This is a genomic window from Kitasatospora sp. NPDC088391 (genome assembly GCF_044753345.1).
GTDB lineage: Bacteria > Actinomycetota > Actinomycetes > Streptomycetales > Streptomycetaceae > Kitasatospora.
In genome coordinates this window covers 297,224-313,023 of sequence record NZ_JBIVNB010000001.1, presented here as the reverse complement: position 1 = coordinate 313,023, position 15,800 = coordinate 297,224, and the positions used below count along the sequence as shown (strand labels likewise).

13 protein-coding genes are annotated in these 15,800 nt (G+C 74.7%); 5 read left to right on the top strand and 8 right to left on the bottom strand.

Annotated elements, in window-relative coordinates:
• The gene (locus ACIQBJ_RS01240; RefSeq protein ID WP_400701437.1) at positions 1–2,856 is read right to left on the bottom strand and encodes an AfsR/SARP family transcriptional regulator; all 2,856 of its coding nucleotides are present in this window, start codon (positions 2,854–2,856) and stop codon (positions 1–3) included.
• 148 nt (positions 2,857–3,004) lie between these two features.
• Complete coding sequence (locus tag ACIQBJ_RS01235) at positions 3,005–3,589, bottom strand: TetR/AcrR family transcriptional regulator (RefSeq protein ID WP_400701434.1); 585 nt, start codon at positions 3,587–3,589, stop codon at positions 3,005–3,007.
• 119 nt (positions 3,590–3,708) lie between these two features.
• Here ACIQBJ_RS01235 and ACIQBJ_RS01230 point away from each other — a divergent pair, with 119 nt between their 5' ends.
• Complete coding sequence (locus tag ACIQBJ_RS01230; protein ID WP_400701431.1) at positions 3,709–4,359, top strand: peroxiredoxin-like family protein; 651 nt, start codon at positions 3,709–3,711, stop codon at positions 4,357–4,359.
• A 351-nt stretch (positions 4,360–4,710) separates the two neighbouring features.
• Here ACIQBJ_RS01230 and ACIQBJ_RS01225 read toward each other — a convergent pair whose 3' ends face one another.
• A complete protein-coding gene (locus ACIQBJ_RS01225) occupies positions 4,711–5,430 on the bottom strand; it encodes a helix-turn-helix transcriptional regulator (RefSeq protein ID WP_400701428.1) in 720 nt (239 codons plus the stop codon).
• Positions 5,431–5,828: 398 nt separating this feature from the next.
• On the opposite strand from ACIQBJ_RS01225, the gene ACIQBJ_RS01220 reads away from it, so the two are divergent.
• The 4 genes from ACIQBJ_RS01220 (at position 5,829) to ACIQBJ_RS01205 (ending at position 9,847) form a co-directional block, all read left to right on the top strand.
• Positions 5,829–6,626 (top strand): TIGR03084 family metal-binding protein, encoded by a 798-nt coding sequence (locus ACIQBJ_RS01220; RefSeq protein ID WP_400701425.1) that lies wholly within the window; start codon positions 5,829–5,831, stop codon positions 6,624–6,626.
• Positions 6,627–6,699: 73 nt separating this feature from the next.
• Positions 6,700–7,989 carry an ABC1 kinase family protein gene (locus ACIQBJ_RS01215; protein WP_400701422.1) on the top strand — a complete coding sequence of 430 codons (1,290 nt, stop codon included), beginning with the start codon at positions 6,700–6,702 and terminating at the stop codon, positions 7,987–7,989.
• The gene (locus tag ACIQBJ_RS01210) at positions 7,986–9,023 is read left to right on the top strand and encodes an SDR family NAD(P)-dependent oxidoreductase (RefSeq protein ID WP_400701419.1); all 1,038 of its coding nucleotides are present in this window, start codon (positions 7,986–7,988) and stop codon (positions 9,021–9,023) included. The genes ACIQBJ_RS01215 and ACIQBJ_RS01210 overlap by 4 nt, the downstream gene beginning before the upstream one ends.
• An 89-nt stretch (positions 9,024–9,112) precedes the next feature.
• On the top strand, positions 9,113–9,847 hold the full coding sequence (locus ACIQBJ_RS01205) for a maleylpyruvate isomerase family mycothiol-dependent enzyme (RefSeq protein WP_400701416.1): 735 nt from the start codon (positions 9,113–9,115) through the stop codon (positions 9,845–9,847).
• A 70-nt stretch (positions 9,848–9,917) separates the two neighbouring features.
• Here ACIQBJ_RS01205 and ACIQBJ_RS01200 read toward each other — a convergent pair whose 3' ends face one another.
• The 5 genes from ACIQBJ_RS01200 to ACIQBJ_RS01180 all read right to left on the bottom strand — a co-directional run bounded on the left by ACIQBJ_RS01200 (position 9,918) and on the right by ACIQBJ_RS01180 (position 15,548).
• Positions 9,918–10,667, bottom strand: coding sequence for a helix-turn-helix transcriptional regulator (locus tag ACIQBJ_RS01200; protein WP_400701413.1), 750 nt, complete (start codon positions 10,665–10,667; stop codon positions 9,918–9,920).
• 262 nt (positions 10,668–10,929) lie between these two features.
• Positions 10,930–11,964, bottom strand: coding sequence for a carboxymuconolactone decarboxylase (locus tag ACIQBJ_RS01195; RefSeq protein WP_400701410.1), 1,035 nt, complete (start codon positions 11,962–11,964; stop codon positions 10,930–10,932).
• Between the two features lie 242 nt (positions 11,965–12,206).
• Positions 12,207–13,085, bottom strand: coding sequence for an SDR family NAD(P)-dependent oxidoreductase (locus tag ACIQBJ_RS01190; protein WP_400701407.1), 879 nt, complete (start codon positions 13,083–13,085; stop codon positions 12,207–12,209).
• Positions 13,082–13,717, bottom strand: a complete 636-nt coding sequence (locus ACIQBJ_RS01185; protein ID WP_400701404.1) for a carboxymuconolactone decarboxylase family protein — start codon at positions 13,715–13,717, stop codon at positions 13,082–13,084. The genes ACIQBJ_RS01190 and ACIQBJ_RS01185 overlap by 4 nt, the downstream gene beginning before the upstream one ends.
• A 286-nt stretch (positions 13,718–14,003) precedes the next feature.
• Positions 14,004–15,548, bottom strand: a complete 1,545-nt coding sequence (locus ACIQBJ_RS01180) for a GMC family oxidoreductase (protein WP_400701401.1) — start codon at positions 15,546–15,548, stop codon at positions 14,004–14,006.
• Between the last annotated feature and the right edge of the window lie 252 nt (positions 15,549–15,800).

The following is a 15,800-nucleotide window of genomic DNA, read 5'->3' as shown; positions in this document are numbered from 1 at the left end:
CTACGGGGCGAGCTGGGCCAGGCCCTGCTCGCTCCGGCGGGCGAAGTGGTCCAGGCCGTGCCGGCGGGCCAGTTCGATCGACTCCGACCAGTGCAGGCGGGCCGGCTCGTACTCGCCCCGGTCGTAGTGGACCCGGGCCAGGTTGTGCAGGGTGTCGACCAGGTTGCCGGCGCTGCCCAGGCTGCGCCGGATCGCCAGGGACTCCCGCAGCACCTCCAGGGCCTCGTCGGTCCGGCCCAGCACCCGCAGGGTGTCGCCCAGGTTGGAGAGCGCGAGGGAGAGCTGCGACCGGGAACCCAGCTCGCGCCACTGGACGGCCGCCTCGCGGTAGGCGGCCTCCGCCCCCTCGAAGTCCCCCTGGTAGTAGCGGAGGTCACCGAGCGGTGCCAGATTGGAGGCGTTCAGCTCCTGGGCGAGCTGCCGCTCCAGCTCCAGCGCCCGGTTGCCCCACTCGGCCGCCTCCTCCAGGGCACCCGCCTGGTTGTAGGCGCTGCCCAGGTTGGACATCGCGATCCGCAGCGCGGGCAGGTCCTCCACGGCGTTCAGGTACTCGTACGAGCGGTGCATGTGCGCGATGGCCTCGTGGTTCTCCTCCGCCAACCCGTACGCCACCCCCAGCCGGCCGTGCAGCCAGCCCTGGCCGCGCCGGTCGTCCGCGTCCTCGGCGATGGCCAGCGCCTCGCGCAGGCAGCGCATCCACTCGCCGTTCCACCAGTACGTCAGGCCGTAGCCGAACAGCGCCGCCGCCGTCCGCCAGGCCAGGTCGGGCCGCCCCAGCGCGCCGGCCCGGCGGACCGCCTCGCGGATCGCCGCCAGCTCCTCGCCGCACCACTCCAGCGCCGCGTCCTCGTCGGCGTGCTCGGGCAGGACGAACCGGTCCCAGCGCGGCCCCGTCCCCTCCACCGGCGGGATCGGCAGCGACAGCGGGGCGATCGCCGCGTTGGCCGTCGACACGGCCGCCGCGTACCAGGCCAGCAGCCGCAGCAGCGACTCCTCCCGCTCCTGCTCCGACTCCTCCTCCCGGACCCGCTCGGCCGCGAACTCGCCCAGCAGGTCGTGGAAGCGGTACCGGCCGGGCGACGGGACGTCCAGCAGGTGCGCGTCGACCAGCACGTCCAGCACGTCCAGCGCCTCGCCCGCCCCCGTGCCGAGCAGCGCCGCCACCGACTCCGCCGAGTGCGGGTGGGACGGCCACAGGCCGAGCAGCCGGAACGCCCGGGCCGCCGTCCGCTCCAGCGGGCGGCCGCCGGTCAGCAGCGAGGCGTAGCTGAACGAGAACGCCTCCCGGACCGCCAGGTGGTCCACCGCCAGCGCCTCCAGCCGCTCCGTCCGGCCGAGCCGCCGGGCCAGCTCGGAGAGCCGCCAGGCCGGGCGGTGCGCCAGCCGGCTGCCCGCGATCCGCAGCGCCAGCGGCAGGCCGCCGCAGGCCGCCATCACCTGCGCGGCCGCCGTCGGCTCCGCCTCGACCCGCTCCGGGCCGCAGATCGCGGCCAGCAGCTCGCGCTGCTCCCGGGCGTTCAGCGGCTCCAGCGGGATGCGGGTCGAGCAGGTCACCCCCGCGAGCCGGTGCCGGCTGGTCGCCACCACGGCGGAGCGGCCGCTGCCCGGCAGCAGCGGGGTGAGCTGGCGGCCGTCCCGGGCGTTGTCCAGCACCACCAGCACCCGCCGCTCGGCGAGCAGCGACCGGTACAGCGCGGACCGGTCGTCGATGTCGGCGGGCACGGCCTGCCCCGGCACGCCCAGGTCGGTCAGGAACCGGCCCAGCAGCTCGTGCGGCACCCGGGCCTCGGACAGGCCGAAGCCCCGCAGGTCGGCGTAGAGCAGGCCGTCCGGGAAGTCCTCCCGGACGGCGCGCGCGCCGTGCACCACCAGCGAGGTCTTGCCGACCCCGCCCATCCCGGTGACCAGCACCACCCGGGCCGGGCCGCCCGGCTCGCCGGGGCGCAGGTACAGCGCCAGCGCGTCCAGTTCGCTCTGGCGCCCCGTGAAGTCGCCCGGGGCGGCGGGCAGTTGGTCGGGCGTCCGGGGCAACGGCCAGGCCGGGGGCGGTTCGGGTGCGACGACGGGGGCGGGGGCGGGGGCCGGGGCGGGCGCGGGGGGCGCGGGTTCGGCGTGGCGCGGCTCGTCGGCCAGGATGCGCTGGTGGACCTGCTGGACGGCGGTGTCCGGCTCCAGCCCGAACTCCTCGACCAGGGCGGTGCGCAGCGCCCGGTAGACGGCGAGCGCGTCGGCCCGCCGGCCGCCGTGCCACAGCGCCAGCATCAGCTGCCGATGGAAGGACTCCCGGAGCGGGAACTCGGCCACCAGCAGGGTCAGTTCGGCGGCCAGGCCGGAGTGCCGCCCGAGCGCGAGTTCGGCGTCGAAGCGCCACTCCAGGGCCTGCAGCCGCAGTTCGGCCAGCCGGGTCGCCTCGGCCGGGTCGACCGCCGTCGAGTCGGCGGGCGGGCCGCCGCGCCACAGCGCCAGGGCGGCGCTCGTCGTCCCGCCGACGGTGGGCCAGTCCTGCTCGCCCCGCGCCGTCCTGGCCCGGGCCAGGTGCCCGGTGAAGGCGTCCAGGTCCGACTCCCCGGCCTCCACCCGCAGCAGGTACCCGGCACCGGCCGAGGCCAGCCGGTCCTCCAGCCGGGGGCCGAGGGCGCGGCGCAGCCGGGCGACGTGGTTGTGCAGCGAGGCGAGCGCGGTCCGCGGCGGCCGCTCGCCCCAGAGGGCGGCGATCAGCGCGTCCACGCCCACCGGGCGGTTCGGGTCGAGCAGCAGGCGGGTGAGGAGCAGCCGGTGGGTGGGGCTGGTGATCGGGCGCGGCTCCGTGCCGTCGTGGACGGTCAGCGGACCGAGGACTCCGAACGCGACGGGCATGGTCTCCCCAGCTCAGGACGGACTGTTGACGGCATAGTAGTTCGCCGCCCCGACCTCCCGGCAGGCCGGTCCCACCCGCGTTCCACGAGGTGGGGGGCGGGGAGGGTGGCAGGGGTGGGGCGGGGACGGGCGGCCGGGGTGCCCGGGGTCAGGTGGGGCGGGGGGCCAGGGCGGTGATCGCGGCGGTGGTGACGGCCCGGAGGTGGGCGGGGTCCGCTCCGGCGCGGGAGCGGAGGTTGATGCCGTGGGCCAGCAGGGCGAGGATCTCGGCGGCGGTGTCCGGGTCGGTGCCCGGGGCGAGCGGGTGGTGCCGCAGGGCGGTGCGCAGGGCGGTGCGCAGGCGTTCGTGCTGGCGGTCGAGGAGGGTCCGGACGGCGGGGTCGGCGGGGGCGGCGTCCGCGTGGGTGTTGGAGACCAGGCAGCCCCAGCCCGCGAACGCGCCGGTGCAGCGGGTGTCGATCAGCCGGGCGAAGAACTCCTCGACGGCGGGCAGGCCGCGGCCGTCCGCGGCCAGGCGGTCGAGCGGCGGGCGGGAGCGGTCCTCGGCGTAGCGTTCGAGGGCGGCGAGCTGGAGTTCCCGCTTGCCGCCGAAGGTCGCGTAGAGGCTGGAGCGGCTGAGCCCGGTGGCGGCCAGGACGTCCCGGATGCCGGTGTCGGCGGTGCCGCGCCGCCAGAACAGCAGCACCACGGTGTCCAGCACGGTGTCCGGATCGAAGTGCTTGGTATCGGCCATGTGCCACCTCCCTGTCCTGAAACGGCAGTTCCACGATATCCGGCGCCTCCTTGACCGGGGGAGGGGTGCTGCCACAATCTTGGAACGACCGTTCCAGGACGATCCGCGGGAGGACCCACATGAGCGTCAACGCCGAGCTGCGCGCCTTCTACGACCTGCGCCGGCCGCAGATCCCCGAGCAGGCCCGGGCGGTGATGGAGCGCGCGGCCCGGGAGCTGGCCGAGTCCGGGCAGGTCGGCCGGGCGCTGGCCGTCGGCGACCGGGCGCCCGGCTTCACGCTGCCCTCGGCCGCCGGCGGCAGCGTGGAGCTGGCCGCGCTGCTCGCGGACGGCCCGGTGGTGCTGACCTTCTACCGGGGCGCCTGGTGCCCGTACTGCAACATCGCGCTGCGCTCCCTGCAGCAGCACCACGCCGCGATCCTCGACCGGGGCGCCCGGCTGGTCGCCGTCTCGCCGCAGCTGCCGGACGGGTCGCTGACGCTGGCCGAGAAGAACGAGCTGTCCTTCCCGGTGCTGAGCGACCCGGGCTGCGCGGTCGCCGAGCAGTACGGCCTGGCCTTCGACCTGCCGGAGGACCTCGCCGCCGTCTACGCCGCCTCCGGCATCGACCTGGCGCGTTCCAACGGCGGCCGGCCGCGGACGCTGCCGCTCCCGGCGACCTACGTGGTCGACCGGGCGGGGACGGTCCGCTGGGCCTTCGTCGACACCGACCACACCGTGCGCGCCGAGCCGGCCGACGTCCTCGCCGCGCTCGACCGGCTCGACCGGTAGCCCGGGGCGGCGGACCGGCGGACCTGCCGCCGACCGGCCGCCGACCGGCGGGGTGTGCGGTCGGCGGCAGGTCCGGACGCGGGCGGGGCGGGGGCAGGGGCAGGGCATGGTCGGGGCGGGGACGGGGCGGGGACGGGGCGGAGTCGGGGGCGCACCGTCCACGATCGACGGGTTCTCCGAACCGGTCGGGGGAAATCCGTTCGACCCCCGGCCGGGCCGGTCGAACGGAGGGTGTCCGCGGCATTCCGGAGGGAGGTGGAAATGGGGGGCGGGTATTCCGCTCGGGTCCGGCGGGTGGACCGGCCGGCGGAGGTGCGGTGTGGAGGTATTCGACCCGCTCCGGGGAGATTTCTAGTGGAACGCAGTCTTTGTCGTGCGTCGGGCACCGTCGAGTTCCGGGAGGGCCAGCAGGATCGGCAGGTCGAGCGGCGTCACCTCGCGGAGTTGGACGTCGGTGCTGTAGACGCGGCCGCCGCGGGCCCGGACCGCCCAGCCCGAGCCCACGAGTCTGGGCGGGCGGATCGGAGATCTGGAGGTGGAGTCGTCCAGGTCCACCGCGGCGGCCCGGATGAACCACAGCCCGTCCGGCACGGTCAGCCGGAACGGCCGGGCCTCGTCCAGCACGTCGAAGGCCTGCGGATGGCCCTCCACGATCGGGGTGTTGAACGCGCCCACGTAGACCCGCACCGGCCCGACCTCGGACGGGAAGTAGAGCTGCCCGCAGACCGCGGACAGGTCGTGGCCGGACCGGTCGGCCGCCGGGACGAGCGGCGGCAGCTCGCGGCCGTGGGCCAGCGCGCGGTAGCGGGTCGGGGAGACGCCCACGCTCCGGGTGAAGCGGCTGGTGAAGGTGCCGAGGCTGTTGTAGCCCACCCGGTAGGTGATGTCGGTGACGCTCGCCTCGGTCTCCAGAAGGTGTCGTTTGGCCATGAACAAACGGATCGCCGCGAGGAACCGCCCCGGCGAGGTGCCGGTCAGTTCGTTGAACATCCGGGAATAGTGGAATTTGCTGTAGGAGGCTATTTCGGCCAGTTGTTCCAGGGAAAGCGGATTCGCATGGTGCTGCCACATGGTGTCGATGCTGCGCTCTATCGCCGCCGAAACTGACATCCGGTGATTCCCCACCTTTTCTCGTCGGTGTTTCCGGGTGTGGTGCTGTTCGGTGTTCTCGCTTGCATGCTCCGTGCGACGGCAGGCCGGAGGCCCGCCGGAGGGCGGGTGGCACGGCCGGTTCCGCGACCGACTTTGACGCAGACACATCGTTTTGCCAGCGCGTGACTCTCGCACCTTCTGGATTGCGGTGTGCGCCGAGCGTCGAAAGTCAGCCGCCCGCCGGCCCGACCCATACCTCCCCGAATGTCCAGTGCCGGATACGGCGGGCACGGACGGAGAAGCGGGCCCGCGATCCCGGACCGAAAAATGGCGCCGGACCGGATTGAAGGTTCCGGGAGAGGGAAAGGAATGCCCGCATGACCGCAATGCAGGACGTCTGTGTCGACCTGGCGACGGAAGGCGCGGAACTCGCCGCGCTGGTGGCCGGCCTGCCGCCCGGGCGGTGGTCCGCGCCGACGCCGTCCCCGGGCTGGACGGTCCGGCACCAGGTGGCGCACCTGTCGATGGTCGCCCGGCTGGTGGCCCTCGCGGTGCGCGACCCGGCCGCCTTCGAGCGCGCCACCGCCCCCGTCCGATCGGACTTCGAGGCCGGGATGACGGCCCTGCTGGACGAAGAACTCGCCCTGCCCGAAGGTGAGTTGACGGACCGTTGGGCCCGGAACCGGGCCGCCGCCGAGCAGGCGCTGGCGGCCGTGCCCCGGCCCGAACCGGTGCCCTGGCTGGCCGGCCCGCTCCCCGCCAGCGTGCTCGCCGCCGCCGGGCTGATGGAGCTGTTCGCGCACGGCCACGACGTCCGCGACGCCCTCGGCCTGCCGCACGAGCACACCGACCGGATCGGCCACGTCGCCTTCCTCGGCACCCGCACCAGGGACCTCGCCCACCACCTCCGCGGCCTGGAACCCCCCGCCGAGCCGTTCCGGTACGAGCTGACCGCCCCCTCCGGCGTCCGCTGGGACTTCGGTCCAGCCGACGCCGAACAGCGCGTCACCGGCCCCGCCGTCGACTTCTGCCTGCTCGTCACCCGCCGCCGCCACCGCGCCGACCTCGCCCTCACCGCCACCGGCGCCGCCGCCGACCGGTGGCTGGACATCGCCCAGACCTACATGGGCCCGCCCGGACCGGGCGGAGCGCGCACAGGGCAATCTCGCGTATAGAACGCCCGCGCCGCGGCTGGTTACCTCGCTCCAGGGGCTGCGGCCCGCTCACCGCGAGGGACCTGGAGGCGCTGTGACAGAACGACGGACGAGTCGGTGGACGCTGGCCGTGCGGGCCTGCGCCACCGCGTCGATCCTCGCCGGACACCTGATCGCGGCCCTGCCGCGGCTGGTCACCCGCGGCGGCCGGGCCCGGCTGGCCGAGCGCGTCCCGCGACTGCTCACCGCGCTCGGCCCGTTCTTCGTCAAGGCCGGACAACTCGTCAGCACCCGCCGCGACCTGCTGCCCGCGCACTGGTGCGACGCGCTCGGCGCCCTCGCCGACGACGTCCGCCCGCCGACCCGGGCCGCGGTCGCCCGCACCCTGGAGGAGGCCGGACTCACCCACGCCTACGCCGAGTTCGACTGGGAGCCGGTCGCCTGCGGCAGCATCGCCAGCGTCCACCGGGCCCGGCTCGCCGACGGCAGCGAGGTCGCCGTCAAGGTCCAGCGGCACGGCATCCGCCCCGTCCTGGAGGCCGACCTGCGGCTCGCCCTGGCCGGCGCCCGGGCCGGGCGGATCGTGCCGGGCATGCGCGACCTGCCCGCCGAGGAGATGATCGGCCAGCTCGGCGGCGCCGTCCTGCGCCAACTCGACTTCACCGCCGAACGCCAGGCGCTGCTCCTGCTGCGCGCCAACCTGGCCGGCCACACCGAGCTGCGCGTCCCCGCCCCCGTCGACGGCCTGTCCGGACCCAAGGTGCTCACCATGGAGTTCGTCCCCGGCCTGGCCCGGTTCCGGCCGCTCGGCATGACCGCGGAACGCCGCCGCGAGGTGGTCCGCGACGTGCTGCGGGCCGTCTACCGGATGCTCTTCGTCGACGGCCTGGTCCACTGCGACCTGCACCCCGGCAACCTCTGCCTGGACGCCGACGGACAGGTCGTCGTGCTGGACGCCGGGTTCGTGGTCGAGCTGCCCGACGCCGTCCGCCGCTCCTTCGCCGGCTTCTTCCTCAACATGGCCCAGGGCAACGGGCCCAAGTGCGCCGACATCGTCCTCGACAGCGCCGCCCGGCTGCCCGCCGACCTCGACCGGGAGGGCTTCCGGACCGCCGTCACCGCCCTGGTCGACGAAGCCTTCGGCGCGCTCTCCAAGGACTTCGAACTCGCCGCCTTCGCCCCCAGGCTGTTCCAGCTCCAGCGCGACTTCGGGGTGTTCGCCGCCGCCGAGTTCGCCTTCCCGCTGCTGTCGCTGCTCGTCCTGGAAGGCATGATCAAGGAGTTCGACTCCGAGGTCGACTTCCAGGCCGAGGCCGTCCCGGTGCTGATGGCCTCCTTCGCCAAGGACGTCCAGATCGACGCCGCCCGGGGAGGACGGCAGTGAACCCCCGCCCCCTGGTCGCCGTGACCGGCGGCACCGGCTTCCTCGGCGCGCACACCGTCGCCGCGCTCGCCGCCGCCGGGGCCCGGGTCCGGCTGCTGGTCCGCGACCCCGACCGGCTCGCGCCCGCGCTCGGCCCGCTCGGCCTCGACCCCGACACGGTGCGGACCGTCCCCGGCGACGTCACCGACCCCGCCGCGGCCGCCCGGCTGTGCGCGGGCGCCGACGCCGTCGTCCACCTCGGCTCGGTCTACTCCTTCGACCGGCGCCGCCGCACCGACATCGCCCGCACCAACGTGCAGGGCACCGAGACCGTGCTGCGGGCCGCCGTCCGCTCCGGCGCCGGGGCCGTCGTGCACGTCTCCACCGTCGGCGCGCTGATCCCCGCCACCGACCCCGAACTGCGCACCGACAGCCCCGTCGGCCGGCCCGCCGAACCGTACCTGGCCAGCAAGGCCGCCGGAGAACTGCTCGCCCGGCAGCTCCAGCGGGAGGGCGCCCCCGTCCGGATCGCCTACCCGCCCGCGCTGATCGGCCCGCCGCTCGGCCCGGACGACCGCCGGCTCGGCGACCAGAACGGCCGGCTGCGCGACACCCTGCGCGGCCTGATGCCGCTCTGGCCCACCGGCGGCTTCCCGCTCGGCGACGTCCGCGACGCCGCCGCCGTCCTGGCCCGCCTCGCCACCGCCGCCGACGCCCCCGCCCGGGCCTTCACCCCGAGCCGCTTCCTCGGCACCGCCGACTACCTGGCCGAGCTGCGCGCCGCCACCGGCCGCGCCCTGCCCGCCGCCCGGCTGCCCGGCCGGGCGATGCTCCCCGCCGCCCGGCTCGCCGACCTGCTGCAGCGCCACTGGCCCTGGCACGTCCCCGCCGAGTACGGCGCCGCCTACACCTGCGTGCACGCCCGGCCGGTCGCCGCCGACCCGGGCGGTCCCGAACCCCGGCCGGTCGGGCGGACGATGGCCGAAACCGTCCACTGGCTGTACGGCGCCGGACTGCTGACCTACCGTCAGGCCGGGACCGCGGCCACCCCGTGACCGCCAGGCCCACCGGTGCACGGTCCACCCGTGCACGGCCCACCAGCGCGCCGCCGCCCGGCGGCACCCCCGACCCGGAGGAGAGCACCGTGACAGCGGCCCCGACGCCGACCGCAGCACCCGCCCCGCACGACCCGGCGGCCCCGCACGACCCGGCCGCGCAGCTCGCCGTCTACCGGCGCACCCGGGAGACGATCACCGCCCTGGTGACGGCGCTGCCCGACCCGGCCGCCGCCCGGGTGCCCGCCTGCCCGGACTGGAGCGCCCGGGACCTGGTCGGGCACCTGCTGCACATCTGCGCGTCCTTCGTCGCCCTGGAGGACAGCCAGATCGACCTGCCCCCGGTCGCCGCCGCCCCGCTCACCGAACTGCTCGACCGCTGGGCGGAGTTGGACGCCGAACTGCCCGCCGCCCTGGAGCGCAGCCCGGAGCTGCGCCGGCGCATCCTGCTGCTCGACGTGTTCTCGCACGAGATCGACCTGCGGCCGGCGACACCGGGCGCGGCGGACCCCGCCGGGCACCCCGCGTTCGACGGCGCGCTGGACCTGGCCACCATGGGCTTCGGCCGGGCCCTGGCGGAGGGCGGGCTGCCCGCGCTGCGGATCGAGACCGCCGGGCGGTCCTGGACGCTCGGCACGGGCACGCCCGCGGGGGTCCTGCGCGGCCCCGCGCCGGACGTGTTCCGGTCCCTGACGGGCCGTCGGACCCGGGCCCAGATCGAGCTGCTGGACTGGTCCGGCAGCCCGGCCGGGACGTGGGGACCGGCCTTCACCTGGGGGCCGTTCGCGCCGCCGGAGGCCGAGGTGGAGCCGGTCGGCCGCTGAGCACGACGACAGGGGGTGGGGGCGCGTGCGGCGCCCCCACCCCCTGTCGTCGTCACGGGCCGACGGGCCGTCAGCTCCCGGTCAGCGCGGGCAGCCGCAGCGCGGGGGCCTCCACACCGGAGTCCAGTTCCGGCAGCGCCAGCAGGATCGGCAGGTCCAGGGCGGTCAGCGGGCGGGCGGCCAGCCGGATCGGCGGATGCTCGTGCCCGTGCCGGACCGTCAGCTCGGGGCCGGAGGCGACCAGCAGCGGCCGCCGCTCCCACGGCGGGGCCGGGAAGTCGTCGGCGGCCACCACGGCGGCCCGGAGGAACCAGGTGCCCTCGGGGACGTCCAGGGTGAACCGCCCGGCCCCGTCGAGGATCTCGCAGGCCACCGGGCGGCCCTGCACCAGCGGTTCGCGGAACGCCCCGACGTAGATCCGCACCGACCGCTCCAGCTCCTCCGGCAGCCGGAGGCTGCCGTGCACCGCGCAGCTGCGGCGGGAGCCCTCGCCGGGGGCGGCGCCGGAACCGCGCTCCCGGTCCATCAGGCCGGCCCGGGCCAGCGTCCGGTAGCGGGCGGGGGAGAGGCCGACGCTGCGGGTGAAGCGGCTGGTGAAGGTGCCGAGGCTGTTGTAGCCGACCCGGTAGGAGATCTCGGTGACGCTCAGGTCGGTCTCCTGCAGGAGGCTCTTCGCCCGCTGCAGGCGGACCGCGGAGAGGAAACGGCCGGGCGACGTTCCGGTGAGGTTGCGGAACACCCGGGAGAAGTAGAACTTGCTGAGGATCGCCGTGTTCGCGATCTCGTCGAGCGAGAGCGGTTCCTCGTATCTGTCCCACATCGTCGCTATCGCGCGTTCAACGGCGACCTGCACGGCATCTCTCCAAATCCGTCGATGAATCGAGGGGGGAATCCTCCGGGAAATGTCGGTGGGCCGTGAGGGGCCGCACCCGAGTTCGTCCGCACCGTTCTTAGAGAACCGGGAAAATGTCGCGGGGTGGCGGACCGGCGTCCTTCCGGAGCCGCTCCGACGCGTTCCAGGTGCTTCTCGGTCTTTTGTCAGTCGTTTCTCGGCTGCTTCTCGGCTGCGCTTCCGCCGCTCTTCAGTCGAGGTCCAGCAGGTGCCCGACCCGTCGCCGGGCCGCCCGCAGGCTCGCCCAGGCGGTGGTCGTCAGGAGTTCGCGGTCGCCCGCCCCCGCGGCCCGGGCCGCGGCCAGCACCCGTTCGTCGACCCGGTAGGAGGCCAGCGCGGTGAGCAGCGCCAGCTCCCCGACCGGGCGCTGCCCGGGGTCGAGACCGGCCAGCGGGGCGGTCAGCCGGGCCCGGTCGAGGCCGGGGTCGGCGCCGTCCCAGCCGTCGACGGCGGCCCCCACCACCGCCCGGACCGGCTCCGGGACGAGGTCGGCGGCGACCTGCTCGACGGCCGCCGTGCTGCGGCCCAGCGCCGCGGCGATCCGCGGGTCGGCGGCGGCCCAGCCGAGGTCGGGCGGCAGCGCGGCGGGCGGCAGCAGCGACAGGGACGTGCCCGGGGCGGCCGTCCCGGCGGAGGCGCGCATCAGGCCGACCAGCACCCGCAGCACCGGGCCCAGCGCCCGGGCCGGGGCGCCCGGCGGCAGCGGCTGCGGGCCCAGGAAGACGTTCACCATCCGGTTGAGGTAGTGCAGGCACAGCGCCGTCCCGGCCAGCTCCGGCAGCAGCTCCGGCCCGAACGGTGGCTCGCCCCCGTCGGCCACCCAGGCGGCCAGCGCGGCGGGCGCGGGGCCGGCGGGCCCCGACCGGCGGCGGCCGACCGGGCGCCGGGACAGCGAGTCGAGCAGGCCGCCGTGCACGGTGGTGCAGAACGGGCAGGTGTTGCCCGCCGAGACGGCCGCCGCCACGGCCTCCTTGGTGATCCGGTCCGCCCGGCCCCCGACCAGCATGGTCTCGCGCAGCGTCGTCCAGGACGCGGCCAGCAGTTCCGGGACGGGCGCGTGCAGCGCGACCGGCGGGGCGAGCACCCCGAAGTCCCGTTCGAGCTCCCGGTAGACCCGGGCGGTGTCGCCGGCGGCGGCGCCGAACGGCACGGTGGAGACGTGCCTGACCTGGAGCAGCGACAGCCCCCGCAGCGGGGCCCGGACGAGTCTCCGCCCGCCGTTCACCGCTCCGCCCCGGGTCCGTGCACGGTACCGGTCCGGTGCGGCCGTTCCTCGTCGCCCGCGGGCATCCGCGAGTCCTCCCCTCGGCTCGTCGTCCTCCTCCGGTACGTCACCCGATGGTGACATCCGGAGCGGACCGCTCCTTCTTCCTCGTTGCGCTCTACCCGCGTCCGCGGGCCTCAACCGGCTTGCGGTGCACCCCTGTTGGGGTACACCGCAAGCATGGCGGACAGCTCCCGGGCCTGCTAGGGGATGGGGAAGAACGCCCGGACGAAACGCTCGAACAGCGCGTCGCCGATCGTCCAGCGCATCCGCGGCAGCAGCCGCGAGGGCACCCCGATCCGGTACCTGATCCGCGGGCTGTCGCTGCTGACGGCCTTCTCGATCACCTTGGCGACCGTCTCGGCGCGCACCGCCATCCGGCCCCGGCCGGTGGGGTGCTCGGTCTCCCGGTAGGCGCCGTGCCAGTCGACGAAGTACCGCCAGAACTCGTCGTACAGGCCGGTGCGCTCCTGCCCGGTCATGCCGAGGTCGGCGACCGACATCGGCACGAAGCCGCCCAGCACCGGGGAGGGCTCGATCAGCACCACCTTGATGCCGTCCCGGGCCACCTCCAGCCGCAGCGAGTCGCTGACGGCCTCCAGGGCGTGCTTGGTGGCCTGGTAGTAGCCGCGGCCGGGGGTGGCGAACTGCCCGAAGATCGAGGACATCATCACCACCCGGCCCGCGCCCTGCGCCCGCATCCCGGGCAGCACCAGCTGGGTCAGCCGGCACAGCCCGAACAGGTTGGTCTCGAACTGGCTGCGCACCTCGTCGATCGGGGTCTCCCCGATGGTGCCGTTGAGGCTGTACGCGGCGTTGTTGATCAGGGTGCCGACGGCGCCGTGCTCGGCGGTGATCTTCGCCACCGCGGCGGCCATCGACTCCTCGTCGTTGACGTCGAGCTGGAGCACCCGGATGCCCTCGCGGGCCAGGTCGTCGAGCGCCTCGGGCTTGCGGGCGGTGGCGTAGACCGGCCAGCCGGCCCGGTGCAGCCGCAGCGCGGCGGCCCGGCCGGTGCCGGAGGACATGCCGGTGCTGGACGAGGCGCCGGTCAGCAGGACCGCCCGGGACGGCCCGCTCACCTGCCCTCCGCCAGGCGCTCCGCGGACACCGAGGCGTCCTCGTCCTGGGAGGCGATCCGGCTGCGGGTCACCGAGTTGCCCAGGCCCAGGCCGTCCACCACGCGGTTGATGAAGGCGAACAGGGCGGCGGTGAACACCGCCTCCAGCATCTCCGGGTTGGTCCAGCCGGCCGCCTCGGTGGCCGCCCAGTCCTCGTCGGTGATCCGGAAGGCGCCGGTGCCGACCTTGGTGACCAGGCGCATCAGCACCTTGGTGCGCTCGTCGATCGGCAGCTCCTCGACCGAGTGGGCGTGCTCGATCGCGTCGGTCAGCTCCTGCGGGCCGCCGAACTGGGCCAGGAACCAGTTGTGGGTACCCACGCAGTACGGGCAGCCGTTCACCTTGGAACTCCAGGCGGAGATCATCTCGCGGGTCGCGCGCGGCAGCACCCCGTCGTTGAAGACCCCGCCGTAGCCGGTGATCACCACCTCCAGCAGGTCGGGGCGGGTGGAGACCAGCCGGAACATGTCCGGGACGAACGGGATGCCCATCCGCGACTTGATCGCGTCGTACAGCTCCTTCGTGCGGCCCTCGGCCGCGTCCTCCTCGATCAGCGGGACGCGGACGGTGCTCAGCACCTGCGGATCGGTCATGGGGAAGGCCCTCCCTTTTCGACGGTGCCGGCCGCGGCGCGGAATTCCCGAACGCCGGTGGAATTCACGGCATTTCGGCCCGCGGAGCGGCGGCGGGGTTTTCCCCATGGTGGCAGGAGTGCGGGCGCGCTCTCGTCTCCCAGATTGCCCTGGCCAGGACGGGCGCGCACTGCTCCGGAACGGGAGCGGGAGCGGGAACGGGAACGCGAACGGGAACGCGAACGAACGACGGCCGCCCCGGCGCGGGGAGGCGCCGGGGCGGCCGTCGGGCCGGGGGAGGGGCGGGTCACTCGGTGCGCAGCCAGTGGGCCAGCCGCTCGCCGATCATGGTGGAGGTCAGGTTGGTGTTGCAGTTGACGATCTGCGGCATGATCGAGGCGTCGGCCACGTACAGGTTCTCGGTGCCGTGCACCCGCAGCCGCTGGTCCACCACCGCGCCGTCCGCGAAGGCGCCCATCCGGGCCGTGCCGACCGGGTGGTAGCCGCTGTCCAGGCTGGTCCTGACGTACTGTTCGACCATCGCGTCGTTCTCGATCAGGCGCTCGCTCAGCACGATGAACCCGTCGCCCTGCGAGGCGATCCCGGGGTGGTTGGCCAGCTCCCAGCAGGTGCGCACGCCCTCGACCAGTTTCTCCAGGTCGCGCGGGGTGGAGAGGAAGTCGAGCCGGATGTCGGGCCCGGCCGCCGGGTCGGTGGAGGCCAGCCGCAGCCGGCCCACCGACTCGGGCTGCTGGTCCACCACCATCACGCCGAAGATCATCGGGGCCTGGGCGAGCATCTGCAGCTCGGGGAACAGCTCCAGGTCGAAGTGGTTGACCATGTAGTACTGCATGTCGTTGAAGTCCGTCGAGCCCTTGGCGGTGGTCCGCACCATGGACTGCAGGAACGGCACGTCGGAGTCGACCAGGCCGTTCTTCGGCCGCAGGAAGACGCCGGTGCGCGGGTGGTCCTGCAGGTGGGCGCCGACGCCCGGGCTGTCCACCCGGACCCGGACGCCCAGCCGGGTCAGGTCCTCGGCCGGGCCGATGCCCGAACGCATCAGCAGGGTCGGGGAGTTGACCGCGCCGGCGGAGAGCACCACGGTGTGCGCCCGGAGCTCCTCGGGGGTGCTGCCGGGGGCCGCGGCCAGCACGCCGGTGGCCCGGTCGCCGTCGAACAGCACCTCGTGCACCAGCACCCCGCCCAGCACGTCCAGGTTGGGGCGGCTGCGCACCTCGGGGGTCAGGTACCCCATCGCGGCGGAGACCCGGTGGCGCGCGTCGCGGCGGTTGGACGGGATCGGGCCGATGCCGGTGGCCTCGGGGTGGTTGTGGTCGGCGACCTCGGGGAAGCCCGCGGCCAGGCTCGCCTCGGTGAAGGCGAGCTGCATCGGCGTCATCTCCTCCGGCCGGAACCGGCGGATCGGGATCGGGCCGTCGTCGCCGTGGTACCGGTCGGTGAAGTCGAGGTCCCGCTCCAGCCGCCGGTAGAACGGCAGCACCTGCTCGTACGACCAGTCCGGGTTGCCCGCGGCCACCCAGCGGTCGAAGTTCTCCGGGACGCCGCGCAGCGCGATGGTCGCGCCGACCGCGGAGGACCCGCCGGCCAGCTTCCCGCGCGGGAAGATGATCCGCCGGCCGTCCATGATCTCGGCCCGGAAGCGCCAGTCGTGCCGGTGCATCGACATCGCGTTGCCGCTGGCGATGTCGGGCGGCACGTCGGCCGGTTCGGGGAAGTCCGGACCGGCCTCGACCAGCAGCACGGAACGGCCCGGGTCCTCGCTCAGCCGGGCCGCGAGGGCGGCGCCGGCCGAACCCGACCCGACGACTATCACGTCATACGTGTGCACCATGGATTGAACCTCGCCAGACGGGGATTCGAAGGGGCAGATCTCAGCCGAGTTTCGCAGCGGATCGCCCCCCGGTGTTCTCCGAGACTGCCCAACGGGTATCGGCGGGAATTCACCGGCCCGGTCCTGAGATCGCCGGCCGAACCCCGGCAACGTCAGAGAAGCAGGTTTTGCGGGCCCGGGACATCCTCAAGTGTCAGGTTCGGCGGACAACTGCCAACGAATTCCCCAGACTTCGTTCGCATGCCCTCCGGA

Bases quoted from the DNA above. Each gene is read 5' to 3' on its own strand.
- ACIQBJ_RS01185 (WP_400701404.1), bottom strand. From the start codon at position 13,717: ATGACCGATCCGCAGGTGCTGAGCACCGTCCGCGTCCCGCTGATCGAG.
- ACIQBJ_RS01200 (WP_400701413.1), bottom strand. From the start codon at position 10,667: ATGTGGGACAGATACGAGGAACCGCTCTCGCTCGACGAGATCGCGAAC.
- ACIQBJ_RS01220 (WP_400701425.1), top strand. From the start codon at position 5,829: ATGACCGCAATGCAGGACGTCTGTGTCGACCTGGCGACGGAAGGCGCG.
- ACIQBJ_RS01225 (WP_400701428.1), bottom strand. From the start codon at position 5,430: ATGTGGCAGCACCATGCGAATCCGCTTTCCCTGGAACAACTGGCCGAA.
- ACIQBJ_RS01240 (WP_400701437.1), bottom strand. From the start codon at position 2,856: ATGCCCGTCGCGTTCGGAGTCCTCGGTCCGCTGACCGTCCACGACGGC.
- ACIQBJ_RS01180 (WP_400701401.1), bottom strand. From the start codon at position 15,548: ATGGTGCACACGTATGACGTGATAGTCGTCGGGTCGGGTTCGGCCGGC.
- ACIQBJ_RS01235 (WP_400701434.1), bottom strand. From the start codon at position 3,589: ATGGCCGATACCAAGCACTTCGATCCGGACACCGTGCTGGACACCGTG.
- ACIQBJ_RS01230 (WP_400701431.1), top strand. From the start codon at position 3,709: ATGAGCGTCAACGCCGAGCTGCGCGCCTTCTACGACCTGCGCCGGCCG.